This window comes from Lysobacter ciconiae, from assembly GCF_015209725.1.
GTDB lineage: Bacteria > Pseudomonadota > Gammaproteobacteria > Xanthomonadales > Xanthomonadaceae > Novilysobacter > Novilysobacter ciconiae.
Genome location: NZ_CP063656.1, coordinates 2341209 through 2360229, shown reverse-complemented (window position 1 = coordinate 2360229; position 19021 = coordinate 2341209). Strand labels below are relative to the sequence as shown.

At 69.3% G+C, this 19021-nt stretch carries 17 protein-coding genes; 7 read left to right on the top strand and 10 right to left on the bottom strand.

Annotated features, from left to right (window positions below):
* The first annotated feature begins 30 nt into the window (after nucleotides 1-30).
* Nucleotides 31-1359, top strand: a complete 1329-nt coding sequence (gene ubiH, locus INQ41_RS10645; protein WP_193984326.1) for a 2-octaprenyl-6-methoxyphenyl hydroxylase — start codon at nucleotides 31-33, stop codon at nucleotides 1357-1359.
* A complete protein-coding gene (locus INQ41_RS10640; protein ID WP_193984324.1) occupies nucleotides 1356-2570 on the top strand; it encodes an FAD-dependent monooxygenase in 1215 nt (404 codons plus the stop codon). Before ubiH ends, INQ41_RS10640 begins: the two co-directional genes overlap by 4 nt.
* Before the next feature lie 28 nt (nucleotides 2571-2598).
* On the opposite strand, the gene INQ41_RS13295 is transcribed toward INQ41_RS10640, so the two are convergent.
* The 4 genes from INQ41_RS13295 to INQ41_RS10620 form a co-directional block, all read right to left on the bottom strand.
* On the bottom strand, nucleotides 2599-3342 hold the full coding sequence (locus INQ41_RS13295; RefSeq protein WP_228076578.1) for an EF-hand domain-containing protein: 744 nt from the start codon (nucleotides 3340-3342) through the stop codon (nucleotides 2599-2601).
* Nucleotides 3343-3457: 115 nt separating this feature from the next.
* Nucleotides 3458-4531 (bottom strand): 23S rRNA (cytidine(2498)-2'-O)-methyltransferase RlmM, encoded by a 1074-nt coding sequence (rlmM, locus tag INQ41_RS10630; protein WP_193984322.1) that lies wholly within the window; start codon nucleotides 4529-4531, stop codon nucleotides 3458-3460.
* 2 nt (nucleotides 4532-4533) lie between these two features.
* Entirely contained in the window at nucleotides 4534-5109 is a 576-nt protein-coding gene (locus INQ41_RS10625; RefSeq protein ID WP_193987340.1) for a nucleoside deaminase, read from the bottom strand.
* Between the two features lie 50 nt (nucleotides 5110-5159).
* Nucleotides 5160-6914 (bottom strand): glutamine--tRNA ligase/YqeY domain fusion protein, encoded by a 1755-nt coding sequence (locus INQ41_RS10620; RefSeq protein ID WP_193984320.1) that lies wholly within the window; start codon nucleotides 6912-6914, stop codon nucleotides 5160-5162.
* 128 nt (nucleotides 6915-7042) lie between these two features.
* Here INQ41_RS10620 and INQ41_RS10615 point away from each other — a divergent pair, with 128 nt between their 5' ends.
* A complete protein-coding gene (locus INQ41_RS10615; RefSeq protein WP_193987339.1) occupies nucleotides 7043-7312 on the top strand; it encodes a putative signal transducing protein in 270 nt (89 codons plus the stop codon).
* A 29-nt stretch (nucleotides 7313-7341) separates the two neighbouring features.
* Here the strand turns inward: INQ41_RS10615 and INQ41_RS10610 are convergent, their stop codons facing one another.
* From INQ41_RS10610 to ahpC, 3 genes are all read right to left on the bottom strand, one after another.
* Nucleotides 7342-8256, bottom strand: coding sequence for a LysR substrate-binding domain-containing protein (locus tag INQ41_RS10610; RefSeq protein WP_193984318.1), 915 nt, complete (start codon nucleotides 8254-8256; stop codon nucleotides 7342-7344).
* 55 nt (nucleotides 8257-8311) lie between these two features.
* Complete coding sequence (ahpF, locus tag INQ41_RS10605) at nucleotides 8312-9925, bottom strand: alkyl hydroperoxide reductase subunit F (protein ID WP_193984316.1); 1614 nt, start codon at nucleotides 9923-9925, stop codon at nucleotides 8312-8314.
* A 317-nt stretch (nucleotides 9926-10242) separates the two neighbouring features.
* Nucleotides 10243-10806, bottom strand: coding sequence for an alkyl hydroperoxide reductase subunit C (ahpC, locus tag INQ41_RS10600; protein ID WP_193984314.1), 564 nt, complete (start codon nucleotides 10804-10806; stop codon nucleotides 10243-10245).
* A gap of 300 nt (nucleotides 10807-11106) precedes the next feature.
* On the opposite strand from ahpC, the gene prmC reads away from it, so the two are divergent.
* The gene (prmC, locus tag INQ41_RS10595; protein WP_193984312.1) at nucleotides 11107-11928 is read left to right on the top strand and encodes a peptide chain release factor N(5)-glutamine methyltransferase; all 822 of its coding nucleotides are present in this window, start codon (nucleotides 11107-11109) and stop codon (nucleotides 11926-11928) included.
* Nucleotides 11929-12001: 73 nt separating this feature from the next.
* Nucleotides 12002-12946 carry a prolyl aminopeptidase gene (gene pip, locus INQ41_RS10590; RefSeq protein WP_193984310.1) on the top strand — a complete coding sequence of 315 codons (945 nt, stop codon included), beginning with the start codon at nucleotides 12002-12004 and terminating at the stop codon, nucleotides 12944-12946.
* Between the two features lie 37 nt (nucleotides 12947-12983).
* Here the strand turns inward: pip and INQ41_RS10585 are convergent, their stop codons facing one another.
* The 3 genes from INQ41_RS10585 to INQ41_RS10575 are packed head-to-tail and all read right to left on the bottom strand — an operon-like array spanning nucleotide 12984 to nucleotide 15144.
* Nucleotides 12984-13550 (bottom strand): NUDIX hydrolase, encoded by a 567-nt coding sequence (locus INQ41_RS10585; RefSeq protein ID WP_193984307.1) that lies wholly within the window; start codon nucleotides 13548-13550, stop codon nucleotides 12984-12986.
* Nucleotides 13551-13582: 32 nt separating this feature from the next.
* Entirely contained in the window at nucleotides 13583-14536 is a 954-nt protein-coding gene (locus INQ41_RS10580) for a 5'-3' exonuclease (RefSeq protein WP_228076577.1), read from the bottom strand.
* Nucleotides 14524-15144 carry a nitroreductase family protein gene (locus INQ41_RS10575; protein ID WP_193984305.1) on the bottom strand — a complete coding sequence of 207 codons (621 nt, stop codon included), beginning with the start codon at nucleotides 15142-15144 and terminating at the stop codon, nucleotides 14524-14526. Before INQ41_RS10575 ends, INQ41_RS10580 begins: the two co-directional genes overlap by 13 nt.
* A 105-nt stretch (nucleotides 15145-15249) precedes the next feature.
* Here INQ41_RS10575 and INQ41_RS10570 point away from each other — a divergent pair, with 105 nt between their 5' ends.
* Complete coding sequence (locus INQ41_RS10570) at nucleotides 15250-17646, top strand: DUF1631 family protein (protein WP_193984303.1); 2397 nt, start codon at nucleotides 15250-15252, stop codon at nucleotides 17644-17646.
* Nucleotides 17647-17775: 129 nt separating this feature from the next.
* The gene (locus INQ41_RS10565; protein WP_193984301.1) at nucleotides 17776-18939 is read left to right on the top strand and encodes an NAD(P) transhydrogenase subunit alpha; all 1164 of its coding nucleotides are present in this window, start codon (nucleotides 17776-17778) and stop codon (nucleotides 18937-18939) included.
* The last annotated feature ends 82 nt before the right edge of the window (nucleotides 18940-19021 follow it).

Here is a 19021-nt window from a genome sequence, read left to right as displayed (position 1 = left end):
GTGGAACGACGGAGCCGTTAGCATAGCGCAATGGCCGCATCGTCCCGATCTCCTGAATCCGCACCCCGTTCCGGCAACGCTGCATTCGCCTCCGGGGGTTCCGCGGACGGCACCCCGGCCGAGCCGGTCATCCATGACGTTCTCATCATCGGCGGCGGTCTGGTCGGCTCCAGCCTGGCCATCGCGCTGGAGCCGCTGGGGATCACTGTCGGGCTGGTGGAAGCGGTCGCGCCGGGCCCGTCCGATGCCAGCGTGTTCGACCAGCGCAACCTCAGCTTTGCCGAGGCGACGGTCAACGCGCTGACCGCGCTGGGCGTGATGCAGGAGCTTGCCGCGGCGGGCGGACCGATCAGGCGGATCCATGTCAGCCGTCGGGGTGATTTCGGGCGCAGCGTCCTGGAAGCCGCCGACCACGGTCGCAGCGAGTTCGGCCGGGTGGTCGTCGCGCGCGACTTTGGCGATGCGCTGGAGAAACGCCTGGCCGGTCTGCAGCGCCTGCGCCGGTACCGCCCTGCGCGCTTCCTGGGGTTCGCCGACACCGCCCACAGTGGCTGCCGGGCCGTGCGGCTGGCCGACGCGGACGGCGAGCGCACCGAGCTGGCGCGTCTGGTGGTGGGCGCCGACGGCACCCGCGGCGCCGTGCGCGGCGCCCTGGGCATCGGCACCAGCGAACACGACTACCGGCAGACACTGTTCGTCACCCGCCTGCGCACCGACCGCGCCCCCGACGGCACCGCCTATGAGCGCCTCGGCGATGACGGCCCGACCGCGCTGCTGCCACGCGGCGATCGCCACTACGGCCTCGTCCACGCCGTCGCGCGCGAGGACGCCGAGGCGGTCGCCGCCCTGGATGAAGCCGGTTTCCTGCAGCGCGTACAGGAGGCCTTCGGCTGGCGCGCGGGGCGGTTCCTGTCCTGCGGTCCGAGGGTGGCCTATCCGCTGGTACGCGTGTTGGCGGATCGAACGCTCGCTGAGCGCGCCGTGCTCGTGGGGAACGCCGCCCAGACCATTCATCCGCTGGGCGCCCAGGGTTTCAACCTGGGACTGCGGGATGCCCTGACGCTTGCCGAGTTGATCAGCAATGCACGTGACGCCTCCGCAGGAGTCGATTGCGGTGACGCCGAGCTGCTGTCCGCTTATGTCGCCGCCCGCGCAGACGACCGGCGGCGCACACTGGAATTTTCCGATGGTCTGGCACGCGTGACCGCCAACCCCTCCGAGCTGCTCCGCCCACTCCGCAGCATCGGCCTGCTCGCGATCGACCGCTTGCCCTCGCTGCAGGCCGAAGTGGTCGCGGGCGCGCTGGGCTACCGGGCCGACGTGCCCGCGCTGTGCCGTCCGGAGGGATTGCGGCCATGAGCCGGCGCGGTGTCCTGGATGCGGTGGTGGTCGGTGCCGGGGTGGTGGGCGCCGCGGGGGCGCTCGGCCTCGCCCGGCAGGGCTTGCAGGTGGCGCTGGTCGAGGGTCGCGAGCCCGCGCCGTGGCGCCACGATGTACCGGACCTGCGCGTGTTCGCCGTCGCGCCCGACAACATCGCGCTACTGGAACAACTGGGCGTATGGGAGGCGATTCGCAGCGCCCGGGCTCAGCCGTATCGACGCATGCAGGTCTGGGACGCGGCCGGCGGCGGCACGCTGGACTTCGACGCCGACCGCCTCGGTCGCCGCGAGCTGGGCTGGATCCTCGAGAACGGGCTTTTGATCGATCGCCTCTGGAAGGCCGCGCTGGACGCCGGGGTGGAACTGCATTGCCCCGACAAAGTCACCGCCCGTGAGCACAGCGAGGACGGGCGCAGCGAGGTGCTGACGCTGGCCTCGGGCGAGCGCTTGCGCGCGCGGCTGGTGGTGGCCGCTGACGGCGCGGATTCCCATTTGCGGCAGATGGCGGGCATCCTCGCTCCTCGCCACGATTACGGCCAGCGCGGCCTGGTCGGTTTCGTCCGCCACAGCCGATCGCACCAGTCGACCTGCTGGCAGCGCTTTCTCCCCGGCGGGCCGCTGGCATTCCTGCCCTTCGCCGACGCCGATGACGGGACCCCGCGCAGCTCGATTGTCTGGAGCCTCCCGGACGCGGACGCCGAGCGTCTGCTGGCGGTCGATGACGCGGCCTTCCTGGTCGAACTCTCGCGGGCCTTCGATGGGCCTCTGGGCGAGTTGACCAGCGTCTCGCGCAGGGCGGCGTTTCCGCTGCGGCGGCAGCTGGCGGGCACGCAGCTCAGTGGGCGGATGGTGTTGGTGGGCGATGCCGCGCATGCGGTCCATCCACTGGCCGGGCAGGGCGTGAATCTGGGTCTGCGCGACATCAGCGCGCTGTTGACAGCCCTGCAACCGTCGACGCGGCGCGGTCCCGCCCACCCGCACGACGATATCGGTGCCGCGCACCGGTTGAGCCGCTGGAACCGCCAGCGGCGCAGTGACGCGACTGCATCGGCCTATGCGTTCGAAGCAATCAACCGCGTCTTTTCCAACGCCGCGCTGGTACCGACCCTGTTGCGCGGCCATGCGCTCGCTTTCGCCGGACGCGTGCCGCCGTTGACGCGCGCTCTGTGGCGCCACGCGGCCGGGCTCTAGGGCATCCGGCCACGCGGCGCTGACCGCATCAGCGCTTCCAGCCTTCCAGCTCCTTCCTGCTCAGCTTGCCGTCGTGGTTGTTGTCCACCGCGCGGAACTCGGCGGTGAGGGTGGAGTTGGACGCCGCCTCCGTGGAACTGATCGCCCCGTCGTGGTTGCTGTCCATGCGATCGAAGTCGACGGTGTAATCGCCCACGATCGAATCCGCCGGTGCCGATACGACTGTCACGTCCGGCTCAAGCGGCCTGGCCATCGGCTCAGACGACGGCAGCCCGGCGTCGGGCCGGGTCGCGGCATCCTCGGCGGCCGCGGCGGCAGCGGCCGCGTTGGCCGCCGCATCGGCGGAGAGGTTGCCGGCGAGCTCGGCCTTGGTCGCGGCGTCGCGGGCTTCCATGACGGCGCGTTTGGGCTGGTTGCCGACATCCGCTGCGGTCTTCGCTCCCAGCGCTTCGTTGGCCGCATGGCCGGCAAAGTCGGACGCCTGGTCCGCTTCGTGGGCCGAGCGGTCGGCCACGGCGGCGGCATCGGAGGCGATGGCGGCGCCATCGGCAGTGGCGACATTCGCCTGCACGGCGCGGGCGTGTCGGGCCGCTTCGCGCGCGGCCTCGGCATGCTCGCGCGCGGTGTGGGCATCATCGACCGCCTGTTCGGCGGCGTCCGCCGCGTCCACCTTGGATTTGGGATCGAGCCGGGCATCCTGCGCGCCCGCCGTGGCGGACGCGCCCAGCACCATTGCGAGGGCCAGGCCGAGCAGGGTCGCTTGCGTTTTCATGGTGCCACCTCACAGTCTGCGGGGGAGGCAAAAAGCGTGCGGCGGGCCAAGTTAATCCGGCGTCAAATACGCAGGGTTTGGCTGAACCTGGCGTATGGACAGCGCGAGGCGCCCGTCAGCGCGAGGGCATCGCCAGCACCGTGATCTCTTCACGGTCGTGGTAGAGCTGGCGCGCGCGGATGGTCATCGGCCGGTGAGTCTGCAGCTCGAAGGCTTCCAGGCAGATCCGGGTTTCCTCCCAGCGCTTCTTCATCGGCAGCTTGAGGTTGAACACCGCCTGCTTGCACCAGCCCTCACGGAACCAGGTCGCCATGCGGTCGGCCACCTTGCGCGGCTGCTCGACCATGTCGCAGACCATCCAGTCGACCGGCCGCCGCGGCTGCCACTGGAAGCCGTCGGCCCTGACGTGTTCGACCCGGCCGCTGTCGAGCAGCTGCTCGCGCATCGGCCCGTTGTCGACCGCGGTGACCAGCATGCCCTGGCGCATCAGTACCCAGCTCCAGCCCCCGGGCGCGGCGCCCAGATCGGCCGCCTGCATGTTGTCGCGCAGCAGGAGCCCGCGTTCGCGCTCGTCGAGCAGGGTCATGAACGCCTCCTCGAGCTTCAGCGCCGAGCGGCTGGGCGCCTCGGCGTGCATGCGCAGGCGCGGAATGCCCAGCGGCCACGGCGAGCTGTCACGCGGATCGCTGGTGGCGAGCACGACGTGGTGCCCGCCAAGGAAGGCGACATGCAGACGCGGCCGGCGCGGGTCGTCCTTTGCGCTCAGCCAGCCGGCCTTGCGCAGGCTCGGGCGCAGTGCGTTGGCGAAGCTGCGGGACAGCCCGGCGAGGGTCTTGCCGTCATCGGAATCGGGGTGCTCCACCCACAGCTCACCGAACATGCCCGGCGCCACTTCGCCCTGTTCTTTCAGGGCATCCAGGGCCTGCATGATGGGCGTGATGCGGTCGCTGGGGTTCAGGCCGGGCAGGTCGGCCAGGCGCAGCAGCTTCTGGCGGGCGAAGACGATCCGCTCCAGCGGCAAGGCCATCGCCAGCGCACGCGCCCCGGAGGCAATGAACTCGACGTAGCCGTTGCCGCGTTCGGCGCGCGCATAGCCGGGGTGGCCGGCCAGCGCGGCGCGCTCGGTGAGTTCGGCGGCCAGTTCGGGTTCAAAGCCCGCGCGGCACCAGCAAAACAGGGCATCGGGCATCGTCAATAGCCCGCCCCGCCGGAGCGGGCATAGTCTTTCAGCACCTCGCAGGCCGCGTCGCGCTGGATGTCACGCACGACGTCGATCCCGCGGCGGGTCAGTTCGCCGACCCAGTCGGCCGGCAACGGGCCTTCATCGAACTCGGTCAGCGCTTCGACGTCTTCGCTGCGGGCGCCGATCAGCAAGCGGTCCACGCCGGCCCAGATGGTCGCGCCGTAGCATTGGCAGCACGGCTGCGCCGAGGTGGCCAGGGTGACCGGTCCGGCGCGGACGCCGGGCTCGCTCTCGTTCAGTCGGCTGCGCTGGGTGCGCTGCTGGGCGAGCATGTAGGCCATCGTTTCGGCATGCGCCAGCGAGCACGCCTGCGGGATCACCCGGTTGACGCCGACCGAGATGATGCGGTCATCGGGGCCGAATACCGCCGCGCCGAACGGGCCGCCGCTGCGCGCTTCGATGTTGCGTGCCGACAGTTCGATTGCCAGGGCGACCTTCGCCTCATCGCCCGGATAGGGCGCGCTGGTGTCGATGCCCTCGTGAATCCACGCGGGCAGGGTCAGGTGCACCTGGGCGTACAGCATCGGCTGGAACTCCTTGGCAGGCTGCGCAGGGTGCTGCAGCCGTGGATCGGTCACGCCTTGGCCGCCCAGATGTCGCGCAGGGTGACGCTGCGGTTGAACACGGGTCGCTGCGGGCTGTGGTCCTGGCGATCGGCGACGAAATAGCCCAGGCGTTCGAACTGCCAGGACTGCTCGGGCTTCGCGTCCGCCGCGGCCGGCTCGATATAGCCGGTGACGGTGCGCCGCGATTCGGGATTGAGGTGGTCCTCGTAGGATTGGCCGTCACTGTTGTCGTCCGGATCGGCGACCGAGAACAGGCGGTCGTACAGGCGGACCTCGGTGGCCACCGCGTGCTCGGCGCTGACCCAGTGGATGGTGCCCTTGATCTTGCGGTTGGCGCCTTCCATGCCGGGCCGCGACTCCGGATCCATCGAGCAGCGCAGTTCGATGACAGTACCGTCCGCGTCCTTGATGACTTCATCGCAACGCATGATGCCGGCGCCGCGCAGGCGGACCTCGCCGCCGGGCACCAGCCGCTTGAAGCCCTTGGGCGGCACTTCGGCGAAATCGTCGCGCTCGATCCACAGGCGATTGGAGAACGGCACCTGGCGGCTACCGAAGGACTCGTCCTTGGGATGGTTGGGGAACTCCAGCGACTCGCCGTGACCGTCCTGCAGGTTGGTCAGCGTCACCTTCAGCGGGTCGATGACGGCCATGCGGCGTGCAGCGCTGACGTCCAGGTCCTCGCGCAGGCAGCCTTCGAGCACCGAGAAATCGATCACCGAGTTCACCTTGCTCACCCCCAGGCGCTCGACGAACAGGCGCAGCGACGCGGGCGTGTACCCGCGGCGGCGCAGGCCCAGCAGCGTGGGCATGCGCGGATCGTCCCAGCCGTCGACCAGGCCGGACTGCACCAGCGCCATCAGCTTGCGCTTGCTCATCACGGTGTAGTTGATGTTGAGGCGCGAGAACTCGATCTGGCGCGGCTTGGCGGCCTCCAGCGGCATGCCCTGTTCGGTCAGCGGGCGCAGCAATTCGGGATGGCCGGCCAGGTCGACCCGGTCCACGCACCAGTCGTACAACGGCCGGTGGTCCTCGAACTCCAGCGTGCACAGCGAGTGGGTGATGCCTTCGACCGCGTCGCCCAGTGCGTGCGCGTAGTCGTACATCGGGTAGATGCACCAGGCGTCGCCGGTGTTCTGGTGGGCCAGGTGGCGGATGCGGTAGATCGCCGGATCGCGCAGGTTGATGTTGCCGCTGGCCATGTCGATCTTTGCGCGCAGGGTGTGCGCGCCTTCGGCGAACTCGCCGGCCCGCATGCGCCGGAACAGGTCCAGGTTCTCCTCGACGCTGCGGTTGCGCCAGGGCGATTCGCGGCCGGGTTCGGTCAGGCTGCCGCGATACTCGCGCACCTGCTCGGCGGTGAGGTCGCAGACGAACGCATCACCCTGCTCGATCAGCTTCTCGGCGCCCAGGTAGAAGACCTCGAAGTAGTCCGAGGAATGGCGCAGCTCGTTCCACTCGTAGCCCAGCCAGCGCACGTCCTCCTGGATCGCGGTGACGTACTCGATGTCCTCGCGCGAGGGGTTGGTGTCGTCCATGCGCAGGTTGCACACCCCGCCGAATTCGTCGGCGATACCGAAGTCGAGGCAGATCGCCTTTGCGTGGCCGATGTGCAGGTAGCCGTTGGGCTCGGGCGGAAAGCGCGTCCGGATCGCGGTGTGCTTGCCGCTGGCGATGTCGTCACGGACGATCTGGCGGACGAAGTCCTGCTTGATCGGCGCGTCGGCAGTAGGAGGGGATGCAGAGGCGGTCGAGTCGGACATGCGGCGCGGGATCGGCTGGGAAAGCGACCAGTCTAGCCGGTGTCGCCGGACTGCTGGCGCTCACGCGCAGCGGCGTATGGTGGAGCGATGCGAAGCCATCTTTCTCTCCGCCCCGGAGTTCGCCCATGATGCGGGTGGTCTATGAAGCCGCCGGGATCATCGATGCCCATCTGGTGCGGCATGCACTGGAAGCGGCGGACATCCCCGTATTCGTCAAGGGCGAGGCCCTGCTGGGCGGCATGGGTGAGTTGCCGATGTTCGGTCTGGTCCAGGTCTGCGTGCCGGAAGCGGCGTGGACCCAGGCGCGCGAGGTGGTCGACGCGCTGGAACTCGGCAATCCCGTTTCGCTCGAAGACGACCAGATTGACTGGCTGGATGGGGCAGCGCCGGCGGTCTGAGTGATCGGCGGCGGAGTTCTGCGCAGTTTCTAGGATTCCGCCGGCGGCAGCAGCAAACCGGATGGCAGTTCACGCAGCTGGCCGGCGATGCGCTCCAGCAACGAGGCCATCGCCGAGCTCCTGCGCCAGACCATGGCGATCGTGCGGTGCGGCGACTCGCCCTCGAAAGGCAACAGCGCGATGTCCGGCGACGGCGGCACCGGCGGTTGCACCGACAGCGCCGGCAGCAGGGTCAGCCCCACACCGGCGGCGACCATCTGCCGCAGGGTTTCCAGGCTGGTCGCGCGGAAGCCGTCACGCTCGCCCGCGCCGGTCAGGCGGCACACATCCAGCGCCTGGTCGCGCAGGCAATGGCCTTCCTCGAGCAGCAGCAACGGGATCCGGTCGAGGTCGTCGATGGCCAGCGAGCGGCGCTTGGCCAGCGCGTGCTGGCGTGGAACCGCGAGCAGGAAGGGTTCCTCAAACAACGTCTCCACGTGGAGCTGGTCGTCGTGGATCGGCAGTGCCAGCAGCGCGGCATCCAGCCGTCCCTCGCGCAGGCGCTCGAGCAGGGCGTCGGTCTTCTCCTCCACCAGCAGCATTTCCAGGCGCGGGAACTTCTCCCGCAGGCCCGGCAGCACGTGCGGCAGCAGGTAGGGCCCCAGGGTGGGGAACATGCCCAGACGGATCGAACCGGCGTCGGGATCCTGGCTGCGACGCGCGATCTCCGCCATCTGGTCGACGTCCGCCAGCACCCGCCGGGCGCGTTCGACGATGTCGCGACCGACGGGGGTCAGCATCACCTTGCGCGGTGCGCGCTCCACCAGGGTCACGCCCAGCTCCTCTTCCAGCTTGCGGATCTGGGTGGACAGGGTGGGCTGGCTGACGAAGCTGGCCGCCGCGGCGCGGCCGAAGTGGCGGTGCTCGGCCAGGGCGACGAGGTACCTGAGGTCGCGAAGATTCATCGGGATTCCAGACCCGCTGCCGCCGGCCGTTGGGCGCGGCGGCAACGGTTGGCCCTCAGGCCGCGGCGGTGTCCGCGGCCGCTGCCAGGGCGGCTGCGGCTTCGGCCGGTGCCGGGGTGCGGATCAGGTAGTCGAACGCGCTCAGCGCGGCGGTCGAGCCGGCACCCATGGCGATCACGATCTGCTTGTAGGGCACGGTGGTGGCGTCGCCGGCCGCAAACACGCCCGGCATCGAAGTCGCGCCGCGCTCATCGATGACGATCTCGCCGCGCGGGGAGAGGTCCAGGTCGCCCTTCAACCATTCGGTGTTGGGCAGCAGGCCGATCTGGACGAAGATGCCGTCGAGCGCCACGCGGTGGATATCGCCACCCTCGCGGTCCTTGTAGACCAGTCCGGTGACCTTTTTGCCGTCGCCGAGCACCTCGGTGCTTTGTGCGCTGACCAGGATGGTGACGTTGGGCAGGCTGCGCAGCTTGCGCTGCAGCACCTCGTCGGCGCGCAACCGGCTGTCGAACTCCACCAGGGTGACGTGGTTGACGATGCCGGCCAGGTCGATAGCGGCCTCAACGCCGGAGTTGCCGCCACCGATCACCGCCACGTCCTTGCCCTTGTACAGCGGCCCGTCGCAATGCGGGCAGTACGCCACGCCCTTGTTGCGGTACTCCTCCTCGCCGGGCACGCCCATCTGGCGCCAGCGCGCGCCGGTGGCGAGCACCACGCTGCGCGACTTCAGCGACGCGCCGTTGGCCAGTTGCACCTCGACCAGACCGCCGGGTTCGCTCGCTGGCACCAGCCTGGTCGCCTGCTGCAGGTTCATGATGTCCACGTCGTACTCGCGCACGTGCTGCTCCATGGCCACCGCGAACTTCGGGCCCTCGGTGTGCGGCACGGAGATGAAGTTCTCGATGGACATCGTGTCCAGCACCTGGCCGCCGAAGCGCTCGGCGACCACGCCGGTGCGGATGCCCTTGCGTGAGGCGTAGATGGCCGACGCCGCTCCGGCCGGGCCGCCGCCGATGACCAGCACCTCGAACGGCGCCCTGGTCCTGATCTCCTCGGCCATGCGCTTGCCGGCGCCGGTGTCGAGCCGGGCGACGATCTGCTCGACCGTCATGCGCCCGGTGTCGAAGGCCTCGCCGTTGAGCAGCACGGTGGGCACCGACATGATCTCGCGGGCCTCCACTTCGTCCTGGAACAGCGCGCCATCAACGGCGACGTGGCGGATGGCGGGATTCAGCACGCTCATCAGGTTCAGCGCCTGCACCGTGTCCGGGCAGCTCTGGCAGGACAGCGACATGAAGGTCTCGAAGTTGAACTCGCCCTCCAGCTCGCGCACCTGCCGGGCCAGCTCATCGCTGATCTTGCCCGGGTGGCCGCCGACCTGGAGCAGCGCCAGCACCAGAGAGGTGAACTCATGGCCCATCGGGATCGCCGCGAAGGCAACGCCGATATCGGTGCCGACGCGGTTGATCGCGAAGGAGGGCTTGCGCGTCTGCGAATCGTCATCGCGGCGCAGCGTTATCTTGTCGGACATCGCGGCGATATCGGTGAGCAGGGCATGCAGCTCCTGCGACTTGGCGCTGTCGTCCAGGCAGGCGACCAGCTCGACCGGCTGGGTCACGTTTTCCAGGTAGGTCTGCAACTGGGTCTTGAGGCTGTCATCGAGCATGGCAACGGCTCCATTGAAGGTGGAAAGAAGGCGTGTGGATGCTTGCAGGAGCGGCCTGAGCCGGGGGAGGGGGCCGGTGGGGGTGCCGGTGGATATCTCCAGCATCCGGCTCAGCCCAGGCCGCTTGTGCAAGCAACCGGTGACGCGTCACCCACTCGCGTACGGCGAGATCGGGTGTGGAATCGGTGTGGAATCAGGCGAAACCAGCCCTGAAGAGACCCGGGTGGAGGACACCCGGGGCTCGGATCATGCGCCCGGGCGGCTACAGCGCCCGGGCGGACATCTGGGCGACGCCGCAGCGTCGCCATTGCAGCGGTTTAGATCTTGCCAACCAGATCAAGCGAAGGAGCAAGCGTCTTCTCGCCTTCCTTCCACTTGGCCGGGCAGACCTCGTTGGGGTGCGCAGCGACGTACTGGGCGGCCTTGACCTTGCGCAGCAGCTCGCTGGCATCGCGGCCGATGCCGCCGGCGTTGATCTCGACGATCTGGATCTTGCCCTCGGTGTCGATCACGAAGGTACCGCGGTCGGCCAAGCCGACTTCCTCGATCATCACGTCGAAGTTGCGGGTGATCGTGCCGGTCGGGTCGCCGATCATCGTGTACTTGATCTTCTTGATCGACTCGGAGGTGTCGTGCCACGCCTTGTGCGAGAAGTGGGTGTCGGTGGAGACGCTGTAGATCTCGACGCCGAGCTTCTGGAACTCCTCGTACTTGTCGGCCAGGTCTTCCAGCTCGGTCGGGCAGACAAAGGTGAAGTTGGCCGGGTAGAAGAAGAACACCGACCACTTGCCCTTCAGGTCGGCCTCGGTGATTTCCTTGAATTCGCCGTTCTTGAACGCCTGGGCCTTGAACGGTTTGATTTCGGTATTGATCAGGGACATCGCTGGATCCTCTTGCAGTGGATGGGGGAGAAGAAGAAGCTACGAATCACAGGCTAGTGGCGCCTATGGGATTAATCAAATCGATTGATGTGATTGATTCGATAGCCACTACCTATCGTTAGAGCGGGTCTTGCGAAAACGCACATCGCCTGGTGACGGCGATCTTTTCGACATCGCGGCGTTGGTGGCGCTTATCAACCCCGCGCCCTCCGGATGTCTGCGATGCGGGCTCGCCTATCATGGCCAGCCTGGGCCGGACCGCCTCAGGCATCCGCAGCTTTTCAACGTTCGGTAGGACCCATGGCGCGAATCGATTCAATCCTGCGCGAAGCGCGCGCCGGCACGGGTGCGGGCGAGGCTGAGTTGCTGCTCGCGCACGTCCTTGGGCGCTCGCGCACCTGGCTGTATGCGCACGGCGACGAGGAGCTCGATGACGCCGCCGCGCAGCGGTTCGAATCGCTGCTGGAGCGCCGGCGCGCGGGCGAACCGGTCGCCTACCTGACCGGGCAGCGCGGATTCTGGCGCTTCGACCTGCAGGTAAGTCCGGCCACGCTGATCCCGCGGGCGGAAACCGAGCTGCTGGTGGAGCAAACCCTGGCCCGGCTGCCAGCGGATCGGGAGCTGTGGGTTGCAGATCTCGGCACAGGCAGTGGCGCAGTGGCCCTCGCCGTGGCGATGGAGCGCCCGTTGGTCCACGTGATCGCCACCGACGCCAGCGAGAGCGCGCTGGCGGTCGCGGCCGGCAACGCGCGGGCGCTGGGTCTCGGCAACGTGGAATTCCGCCACGGCAACTGGCTGCAACCGCTGGCCGGCATGCGCTTCGACCTGATCGTCAGCAATCCGCCCTATATCGCCGAGGACGACGCGCATCTGGGCCAAGGTGACCTGCGATTCGAGCCGCGCAGCGCGCTGGCCGCGGGTGCCGACGGACTGGACGACATACGCACCATCATTGGCGATGCACCGGCGCTGCTGGCCTCCGGCGGCTGGCTGCTGCTGGAGCACGGGCGGGACCAGGGCGGCGCGGTGCGGGCCCTGATGCGGGAGGCCGGTCTGGGCGAGGTGGAAACCGTCCTCGATCTGGAGCAGCGCGACCGCGTGAGCCTGGGTCGAGCGCGCTGACGCCACGGCCGGCGCGCTGCGGGGACCGGCGGCGCTGGGTAGAATTGCCGGTCAAACCTGCGGCGGAGTCCCCATGCGCACCCTGTATCCCGAGATCCAGCCCTACGACACCGGCACGCTCAGCGTCGACGAACGCCACACGCTGTATTACGAGCAGTGCGGCAATCCCGACGGCAAGCCGGTGGTGCTGCTGCATGGTGGGCCGGGTGGCGGATGCAGTGCGAAGATGCGCCGGTTCCACGACCCTGCGCGCTACCGCATCATCCTGTTCGACCAGCGCGGCAGCGGTCGCTCCACGCCGCACGCCGACCTGGTCGCCAACACGACCTGGCACCTGGTGGAGGACATCGAGAAGCTGAGGGTCAAGTTGGACATCGACAAGTGGCAGGTCTTCGGTGGCAGCTGGGGCTCGACGCTGGCGCTGGCCTATGCGCAGAAGCACCCCAAGCGCGTGACCGAGCTGGTGCTGCGCGGCATTTTCATGCTGCGTCGCTGGGAACTGGAATGGTTCTACCAGGAAGGTGCGAGCCGCCTGTTCCCGGAACCGTGGGAGCACTACCTGGCGGCGATCCCGGTCACCGAGCGCCACGACCTGATCAGTGCCTACCACCGCCGCCTGACCAGCGCGGACGAATCCATCCGGCTTGCCGCGGCCAAGGCGTGGAGCGTCTGGGAAGGCGCGACCAGCTTCCTGCACGTGGACGACGACTTCACCGCCAGCCACGAGGACCCGAAGTTCGCGCTGGCGTTCGCGCGCATCGAGAACCACTACTTCGTCAACGGCGGTTTCTTCGAAGTCGATGACCAGCTGCTGCGTGACGTGGACGCGATCGCCGATATTCCCGGCGTGATCGTGCATGGGCGCTACGACGTGGTGTGCCCGGTGCAGAACGCCTGGGACCTGCACAAGGCCTGGCCGAAGGCGACGCTGGCGATCTCGCCGGCGTCAGGGCATTCGGCCTTCGAGGCCGAGAACGTCGACTCGCTGGTGCGTGCCACCGACGGGTTCGCCGGCTGAGGCCAGCGCGCCTGCCGAGCCCGGCGGTCAATGATCGTCAGGGCGCGACGGGCGATCCGTCCGGGTTGCGGTCGATCATCCACAGGCCGCCCCACAGCTTGAGGTCCAGCTCGAAGCCTTCGCTCTGCTTCTCGATCAGCCAGGCCGGCGCGTGTTCGCGCGGAACGTGGTGGACGGTGATGTCCTCATTGCCGACACCACCGCCTTCGCCCACCTTGACCAGGTCACGGGCGCGCACGTAGGCGATGCGTTCGCTGCTCATCCCAGACGAGGTGGGACCGACCAGCAGGACCTCGACCCGGCCGGGCTCCCAGCCGGTTTCCTCGACCAGTTCGCGATGCGCGGCGGCGGCCAGCGTATCGGAGGCGTCATCGTCGCCGACCAGCCCGGCCGGCATCTCGATGGTGCGCGAACCCAGCGGCACGCGGAACTGCTCCACGAACAGCACCTCATCGGCCGGGGTCACGGCAATGATGATCACCGCCATGCCCTTGCCGTGGGTGCGCTCGACGTACTCCCAGCGGCCGCGGCGCAGCATCCGCAGCCACTTGCCGTCGTAGATGGTTTCAACGGGCTTTTCGCGATCGTCCAGGGGATTGTCCATGGACGGATGCTAAACCTTCCCGGCGACGCTGTTCACGCGCCGGGATTGAATTCCAGCCCGGCAGCGCCGTACAGCCGGCGGCGCGTCATCGGTCCGAAGCGGACCCGTTCGCACAGCGCATGCAGGCGGGCGGAATCGGCGGACTCGCGGATGAAGTGGCTGCCCGCATCGTCCAGGACCACGTCGCAGGCCACCGTCGACAAGCGGCGACACAGCAGGGCCAGGTCGCGATGCTCGCGCAGCCGGGCCGCGCACGCCGCCGCGCCCCGCAGGCGCAGGTACGGAACCTCGTCGATGCGTTCCAACAGCGCATCCAGGCTGCCGAAATGCGTCAGCAGCGCCGCGGCGGTTTTCGCACCGATGCCCGGCACTCCCGGGATGTTGTCGACCGCATCGCCGGTCAGCGCCAGGTAGTCGGCCATCTGGCGGGCCTCCACACCGTGGCGCGCGGGGACGCCGTCCGCGCCCCAGCGCTGGCCGCGGGCGAAGTCCCACTGCTCGTCGTCCTCAGCCAGAAGCTGCGACAGGTCCTTGTCGGCCGAAACGATCACCGAGCGGAACCGCTGCGCACGCGCGCCGACGCAGGCGCTGCCGATCAGGTCGTCGGCCTCGTACTCGGGGTGGGAGAGCACGCTCAGGCCAAGCGCGGCGCACAGTTCACGGCAGTGCACGAACTGCCGTTTCAGCGCGTCCGGCGCCGGTTCGCGGTTGGCCTTGTAGGCCGGGTAGATCGCGTTGCGGAAGCACGAGTCAAGCGCCTCGTCGAAGGCCACCGCGATATGCTGCGGGCGCGCACGATCCAGCAGTTCCAGCAGGAACCGGGCAAATCCGTGGACGGCGTTGGTCGGCGAGCCATCCGCGCCGCGGAAATCGTCGGGCATCGAGTGCCAGGCGCGGAAGACGTACAGGCTGGCATCGACCAGGTAGAGGGTCGGCGTGGCAGCGCGGGGCGAGGCAGCGACGCCGGCGTCGCTCAAGGCACCCACTCGGACAGCAATGCCGCCGGATCGGGGCGGCGACGCTCGCCGATTTCCTGCGATGGCGTGCCCAGGTGGATGAAACCGATGATGTGCTCGTGGTCCGCCAAGCCGAGCATCGCGGCAACGCCGCGGTCGTAGGCGGCCCAACCGGTCAACCAGCAACCGCCAAAGCCCGCGGCCTGGGCAGCTTGCAGCAGCGCAAAGCCGGTGCACCCCGCGCTCAGCAGGCGCTCCTGGCCCGGGATCTTCGGATCCGGGCCCAGTTCGGCCACCAGCACCACGATCAGCGGCGCGTGCAGGTAGCGGTCAAGATCCTTGGCAATCGCGCCCTCGCTGGCCTCGGCATCGGCCTGGCGATGGCGCGCGGCCAGGCGCTCGCCGAACACCCGCCGGGCATCGCCGCGCAGGCTGATGAACCGGAACGGCACGCGGGCGCCATGGTCGGGCACCCGGGTCGCGCTGGCGAGCAGCCGCAGCAACACCGCGCGGTCCGGCCCGGGCTCCTGCAAGCGCATGAAGGGCACGGAACGGCGGCGATCCAGGTGCGCCAGCGCAGCATCCAGGGCGTCGAGCGAGGGCCCTTGTTGATACGATGTATCGGCTTTGGGGGTCATAAGTCACAGTTCAAACATTGAGCGGAGAAACCTGACCCATATTGCCACTATGCTCCCATACAGGTTTGTGGGCAGCGGTCTGCGTCACCCAGGTCTGGAGCACACGTGTCTATCCCATCCGCCCGCGGTTTCCATTCCACCCCCGTGGATCCCACGCGGGTGCTTGAGGAGATCAAGCGCCTCGTGCTGGAGCGCCTGGCCGGGCTGCCGGGCGAATTCTACCCGGCGATCGATACCGCGCTGGCGGCCATCACCGCCGGGGGCGATGCAAACCATTCGCCGCAGGTCGTCTACCAGGCGCAGGCCGCCTTGTGGGTGCTGCGCCAGCACCACGCGGCCCATGTGATGCGCTTCCGGCAGGGAATCGCGCGCGGCTTCGACGATTTCCGCCTGCTGCATGCCCGCGACAGCGTCGACGTTCCACTCGGGCTGATCGACGAAGGCCAGATCGATTTCCATCTGGCCGGGCAGGCGCTGGCCGCCAGCCTGGACCATCGGCACAGCGCCAGCCTCGACATGATGGGAGCACGCCTGGACATCCTGGCCGGCGCGCTGGGCGCGGAGCCCTCGATGAACCCCTTGGGCCCGACCCGCCTGGCGATGGCCTTCGTGGACACGTTTGAAGACGAGCAGATCCCCGAACTGCTGCGGACGCTGTTGTTCGAGCACTACGCCAAGGCGCTGGGCGGCGTCCTGGGTGAGCTTTACGACGCGGCCAACGCGGTGCTCGCGCGCGGTGGCTACGGATTGCCGGCGGCGCCGGATGCGCCAGCGGTGGCGGCTTCTGCGGCCGCCGTTGGTGCATCCAGTGGATCGCCCGGAGCGCCGGGGCCGGTGCCGGCAACGGGTTACTCCACCGCGACCCAGGGGGCGGCTGGCTGGGGTCTGGGGCAGGGCCAGCACGGCGCGGGTCCGGCCGGGTTTGCAGGTGCTGCCGGCCAGCCCGCGTATGGCGGTCATGGTCACGCGGGTAGCGGACACGCCGCGTCCGGCACTGGTACCGGCACCGGCGGAGCGGGTTGGGGCGATGGGCGCGCGGGCGCTCCCGGTGGCGGCGCCGAGGCCCCGACGCCGGCCGAGCTGAACGAGCTGCGCAGCATGTTGCACGCCTGGCGCGAGGGTCGCCGCGACGAGGCGCCAGCTCCCAGGGCCGGCACCTCCACGGGCGGCACGCCGGGTCGCCGGGAGTTGCGCCTGGACGAACTGGTCAACGTCGCCTCGCTGATGCAGGCCGAGCCCGCGGACGTCTTCGCGCGCGCGCTGGCCGGTACCGGCACCCTGGCGGGCGCGATCCGCGACCAGCTCAACACCGGCTCGCGCCGTCTCGGCCTGGATCCGGAACAGATCAGCTTCAGCGCCGAGGACGAGGACGCGATCGACCTGGTCGGCCTGCTGTTCGACGCGCTGTTCCGCAGCCAGCAACTGCAGGACCGCGCGCGGCGGATGTACGCGCGCCTGGTGCTGCCCTACGTCAAGGTCGCGCTGACCGACCAGCAACTGTTTGTCAGCCCGACCCACCCGGCGCGGCGCCTGTTCGATGCCATCACCGAGGCGGTCGCGGGCAACGCCGGCAACACCCCGCAGGAGCGCGAGCTGCTGGACCGGGCCACCTCCATTTCCCAGCGCGTGGTCGCCGAATACACCGAGGACCTGGTGATCTTCGAGACCGCGCACCGCGAGCTGGACGCCCTGTTGCAGCAGCAGCGGCGCCGGATCGAGTTGCAGGAGGAGCGTGCGGCCAAGGCCACCAACGGTCGCGAACGGCTGAACCACGCCCGCGAGCAGGCCGATACCGTGCTGGCACGGCGCCTGTCGGCCCCGCCGCTGAGCCCGGCGATTGCCGAGTTCCTGCGCGGATCCTGGCGCCATCACCTGGTCCAGACCTGGTTGCGCGACGGCGACGACCGCGAGCGCCTGGTCGACGCGGTGTCCCTGGGCGATGCACTGGTGGCTGCCGACCGCCTGGCGGCGGAAGGCCGCGGTTCGGAATTGGCCGATCACCTGCTGGCGCTGGAGCCGCGCATCGCCGAATGCCTGGCCAGCTCCGGACTGGACCAGTCCGCGGCCGAGCACGCGCTCGCGCTGCTGGTCAAGGGGCTGGTCTACCCGCACACCCCGCGCGACCTCTATCCGCCGCCGCCCCGGCAGGCCCAGGACGACGACGACGAGCGCAGCCTGTGGCTGGATCCGCGCGGCAGCGCGCGCGCCAGGCCGGCGCAGGTCGAGGAGCTGCGCGCGCTGGAGGCCGGGTCGTGGCTGCAGATCAGCGACCTGAAGGGCGAGTCGCTGGCCGCGAAGATCGCCTGGGTCAGCCCGCTCAGCGACCGCAGGCTGCTGGTCAACCGCCGCGGCTTGCGGGTCCTGGTGGCCACGGTGGAGGAGCTGGCGGTGATGGCCGCTGCCGGCCGTCTGGAGGTGGGCTGCGAGCCGACCGCCTTTGAGCAGGCGATGCAGCACGTCCGCGAGCAGCTGGACCGCGCCGCCGGTTCGGTGGCGCGCTAGCGCACGCACAGAGCGGCTCGCGATGCGAGCGCGGCATTGGCACCCCGTTTCACCCGTCGTCCCGTTTTCCGGCGCACCCAGGCGCCGGGCATTCGCTAGGATGGGCTGAACCCGCACAAGGAATGCCTGATGACGATCATTATCGGCGTCGCCCGCGAAACCGCGGCCGGCGAACGTCGCGTTTCCCTGGTTCCCGAGACGGCGAAAAAACTCGCCGCGCTGGGCGCGCGCGTGCGCATGGAGCGCGGCGCTGGCAGGGCGGCGGGTTTCGCCGACGAGGCCTATGTCGGCGCCGGTGTCGAGCTGGTCGCTGACGCCGCCAGCGCGCTGACGGGTGCCGAAGTCGTGCTTTGCGTGCAGAGCCCGCCAGTCTCGACGCTGCAGGTGCTGGCGTCCGGCACCGTGCTGGTCGGGCAGCTGGCGCCCGAGGCCGACCCGGCACGCGCCGAGGCGATCACCGCGCAGCAGCTGCTCGCCTTTCCGCTGGAGCGCCTGCCGCGTACCACGCGCGCCCAGGCCATGGACGTACTCAGCTCGCAGGCCGGCATGGCCGGCTACAAGGCGGTCCTGCTCGGTGCCCAGTTGGCGCCCCGGTTCTTTCCGATGCTGACCACCGCCGCCGGGACGATCCGCCCCTCGCGCGTACTGGTTATCGGTGCCGGCGTTGCCGGCCTGCAGGCGGTCGCGACCGCAAAACGGCTGGGCGCGCAGGTCGAGGGTTTCGACGTGCGACCGGAGACCCGCGAGCAGATCGAATCGCTCGGCGGCAAATTCCTCGACCTGGGCGTCAGCGCGGCGGGCGAGGGCGGCTACGCGCGCCAGCTCACCGAGGAGGAACGGGCCGAGCAGCAGCGCCGCCTCGGTGAACACCTCAAGCTGGTCGACGTGGTAGTAACCACGGCGGCCGTGCCGGGCAGGCCGGCGCCGAAAATCCTCACCGCGGCGATGGTGGCAGGGATGCGGCCGGGAAGCGTCATCGTCGATCTGGCGGCCGAAACCGGCGGCAATTGCGAGTCCACCCGGCCCGGCGAGACGGTCGATGTGGGCGGCGTCACCGTCGCCGGGCCGCTGAACCTGCCCAGCAGCGGTGCCACCCACGCCAGCGAGATGTTCGCGCGCAACGTCCTGAATTTCGTCAGCCTGTTCGTCCGCGACGGGGCGATCGATTTCGACTGGAGCGATGAGCTGCTGGCCAGGACCGTGTGGCCGTCGCGCCCGGAAGCCGCGTCCGAGGCGCCGGCATTGGTCGTCTCACCGCAGGTGTCGGCAGCCGGGCAATCCAGCGGCGCCTGAGCATCACGCGAAAGGGTAGGTGCAGTCCGCACGCGAGACCGAAGGTCCGGCCTTGCGACTATCTTCACGTCCTGAGGGCGCG

Coding starts and splice junctions, on each gene's coding strand:
- ubiH (WP_193984326.1), top strand. CDS start 31: ATGGCCGCATCGTCCCGATCTCCTGAATCCGCACCCCGTTCCGGCAAC.
- INQ41_RS10640 (WP_193984324.1), top strand. CDS start 1,356: ATGAGCCGGCGCGGTGTCCTGGATGCGGTGGTGGTCGGTGCCGGGGTG.
- INQ41_RS13295 (WP_228076578.1), bottom strand. CDS start 3,342: ATGAAAACGCAAGCGACCCTGCTCGGCCTGGCCCTCGCAATGGTGCTG.
- rlmM (WP_193984322.1), bottom strand. CDS start 4,531: ATGCCCGATGCCCTGTTTTGCTGGTGCCGCGCGGGCTTTGAACCCGAA.
- INQ41_RS10625 (WP_193987340.1), bottom strand. CDS start 5,109: ATGCTGTACGCCCAGGTGCACCTGACCCTGCCCGCGTGGATTCACGAG.
- INQ41_RS10620 (WP_193984320.1), bottom strand. CDS start 6,914: ATGTCCGACTCGACCGCCTCTGCATCCCCTCCTACTGCCGACGCGCCG.
- INQ41_RS10615 (WP_193987339.1), top strand. CDS start 7,043: ATGCGGGTGGTCTATGAAGCCGCCGGGATCATCGATGCCCATCTGGTG.
- INQ41_RS10610 (WP_193984318.1), bottom strand. CDS start 8,256: ATGAATCTTCGCGACCTCAGGTACCTCGTCGCCCTGGCCGAGCACCGC.
- ahpF (WP_193984316.1), bottom strand. CDS start 9,925: ATGCTCGATGACAGCCTCAAGACCCAGTTGCAGACCTACCTGGAAAAC.
- ahpC (WP_193984314.1), bottom strand. CDS start 10,806: ATGTCCCTGATCAATACCGAAATCAAACCGTTCAAGGCCCAGGCGTTC.
- prmC (WP_193984312.1), top strand. CDS start 11,107: ATGGCGCGAATCGATTCAATCCTGCGCGAAGCGCGCGCCGGCACGGGT.
- pip (WP_193984310.1), top strand. CDS start 12,002: ATGCGCACCCTGTATCCCGAGATCCAGCCCTACGACACCGGCACGCTC.
- INQ41_RS10585 (WP_193984307.1), bottom strand. CDS start 13,550: ATGGACAATCCCCTGGACGATCGCGAAAAGCCCGTTGAAACCATCTAC.
- INQ41_RS10575 (WP_193984305.1), bottom strand. CDS start 15,144: ATGACCCCCAAAGCCGATACATCGTATCAACAAGGGCCCTCGCTCGAC.
- INQ41_RS10565 (WP_193984301.1), top strand. CDS start 17,776: ATGACGATCATTATCGGCGTCGCCCGCGAAACCGCGGCCGGCGAACGT.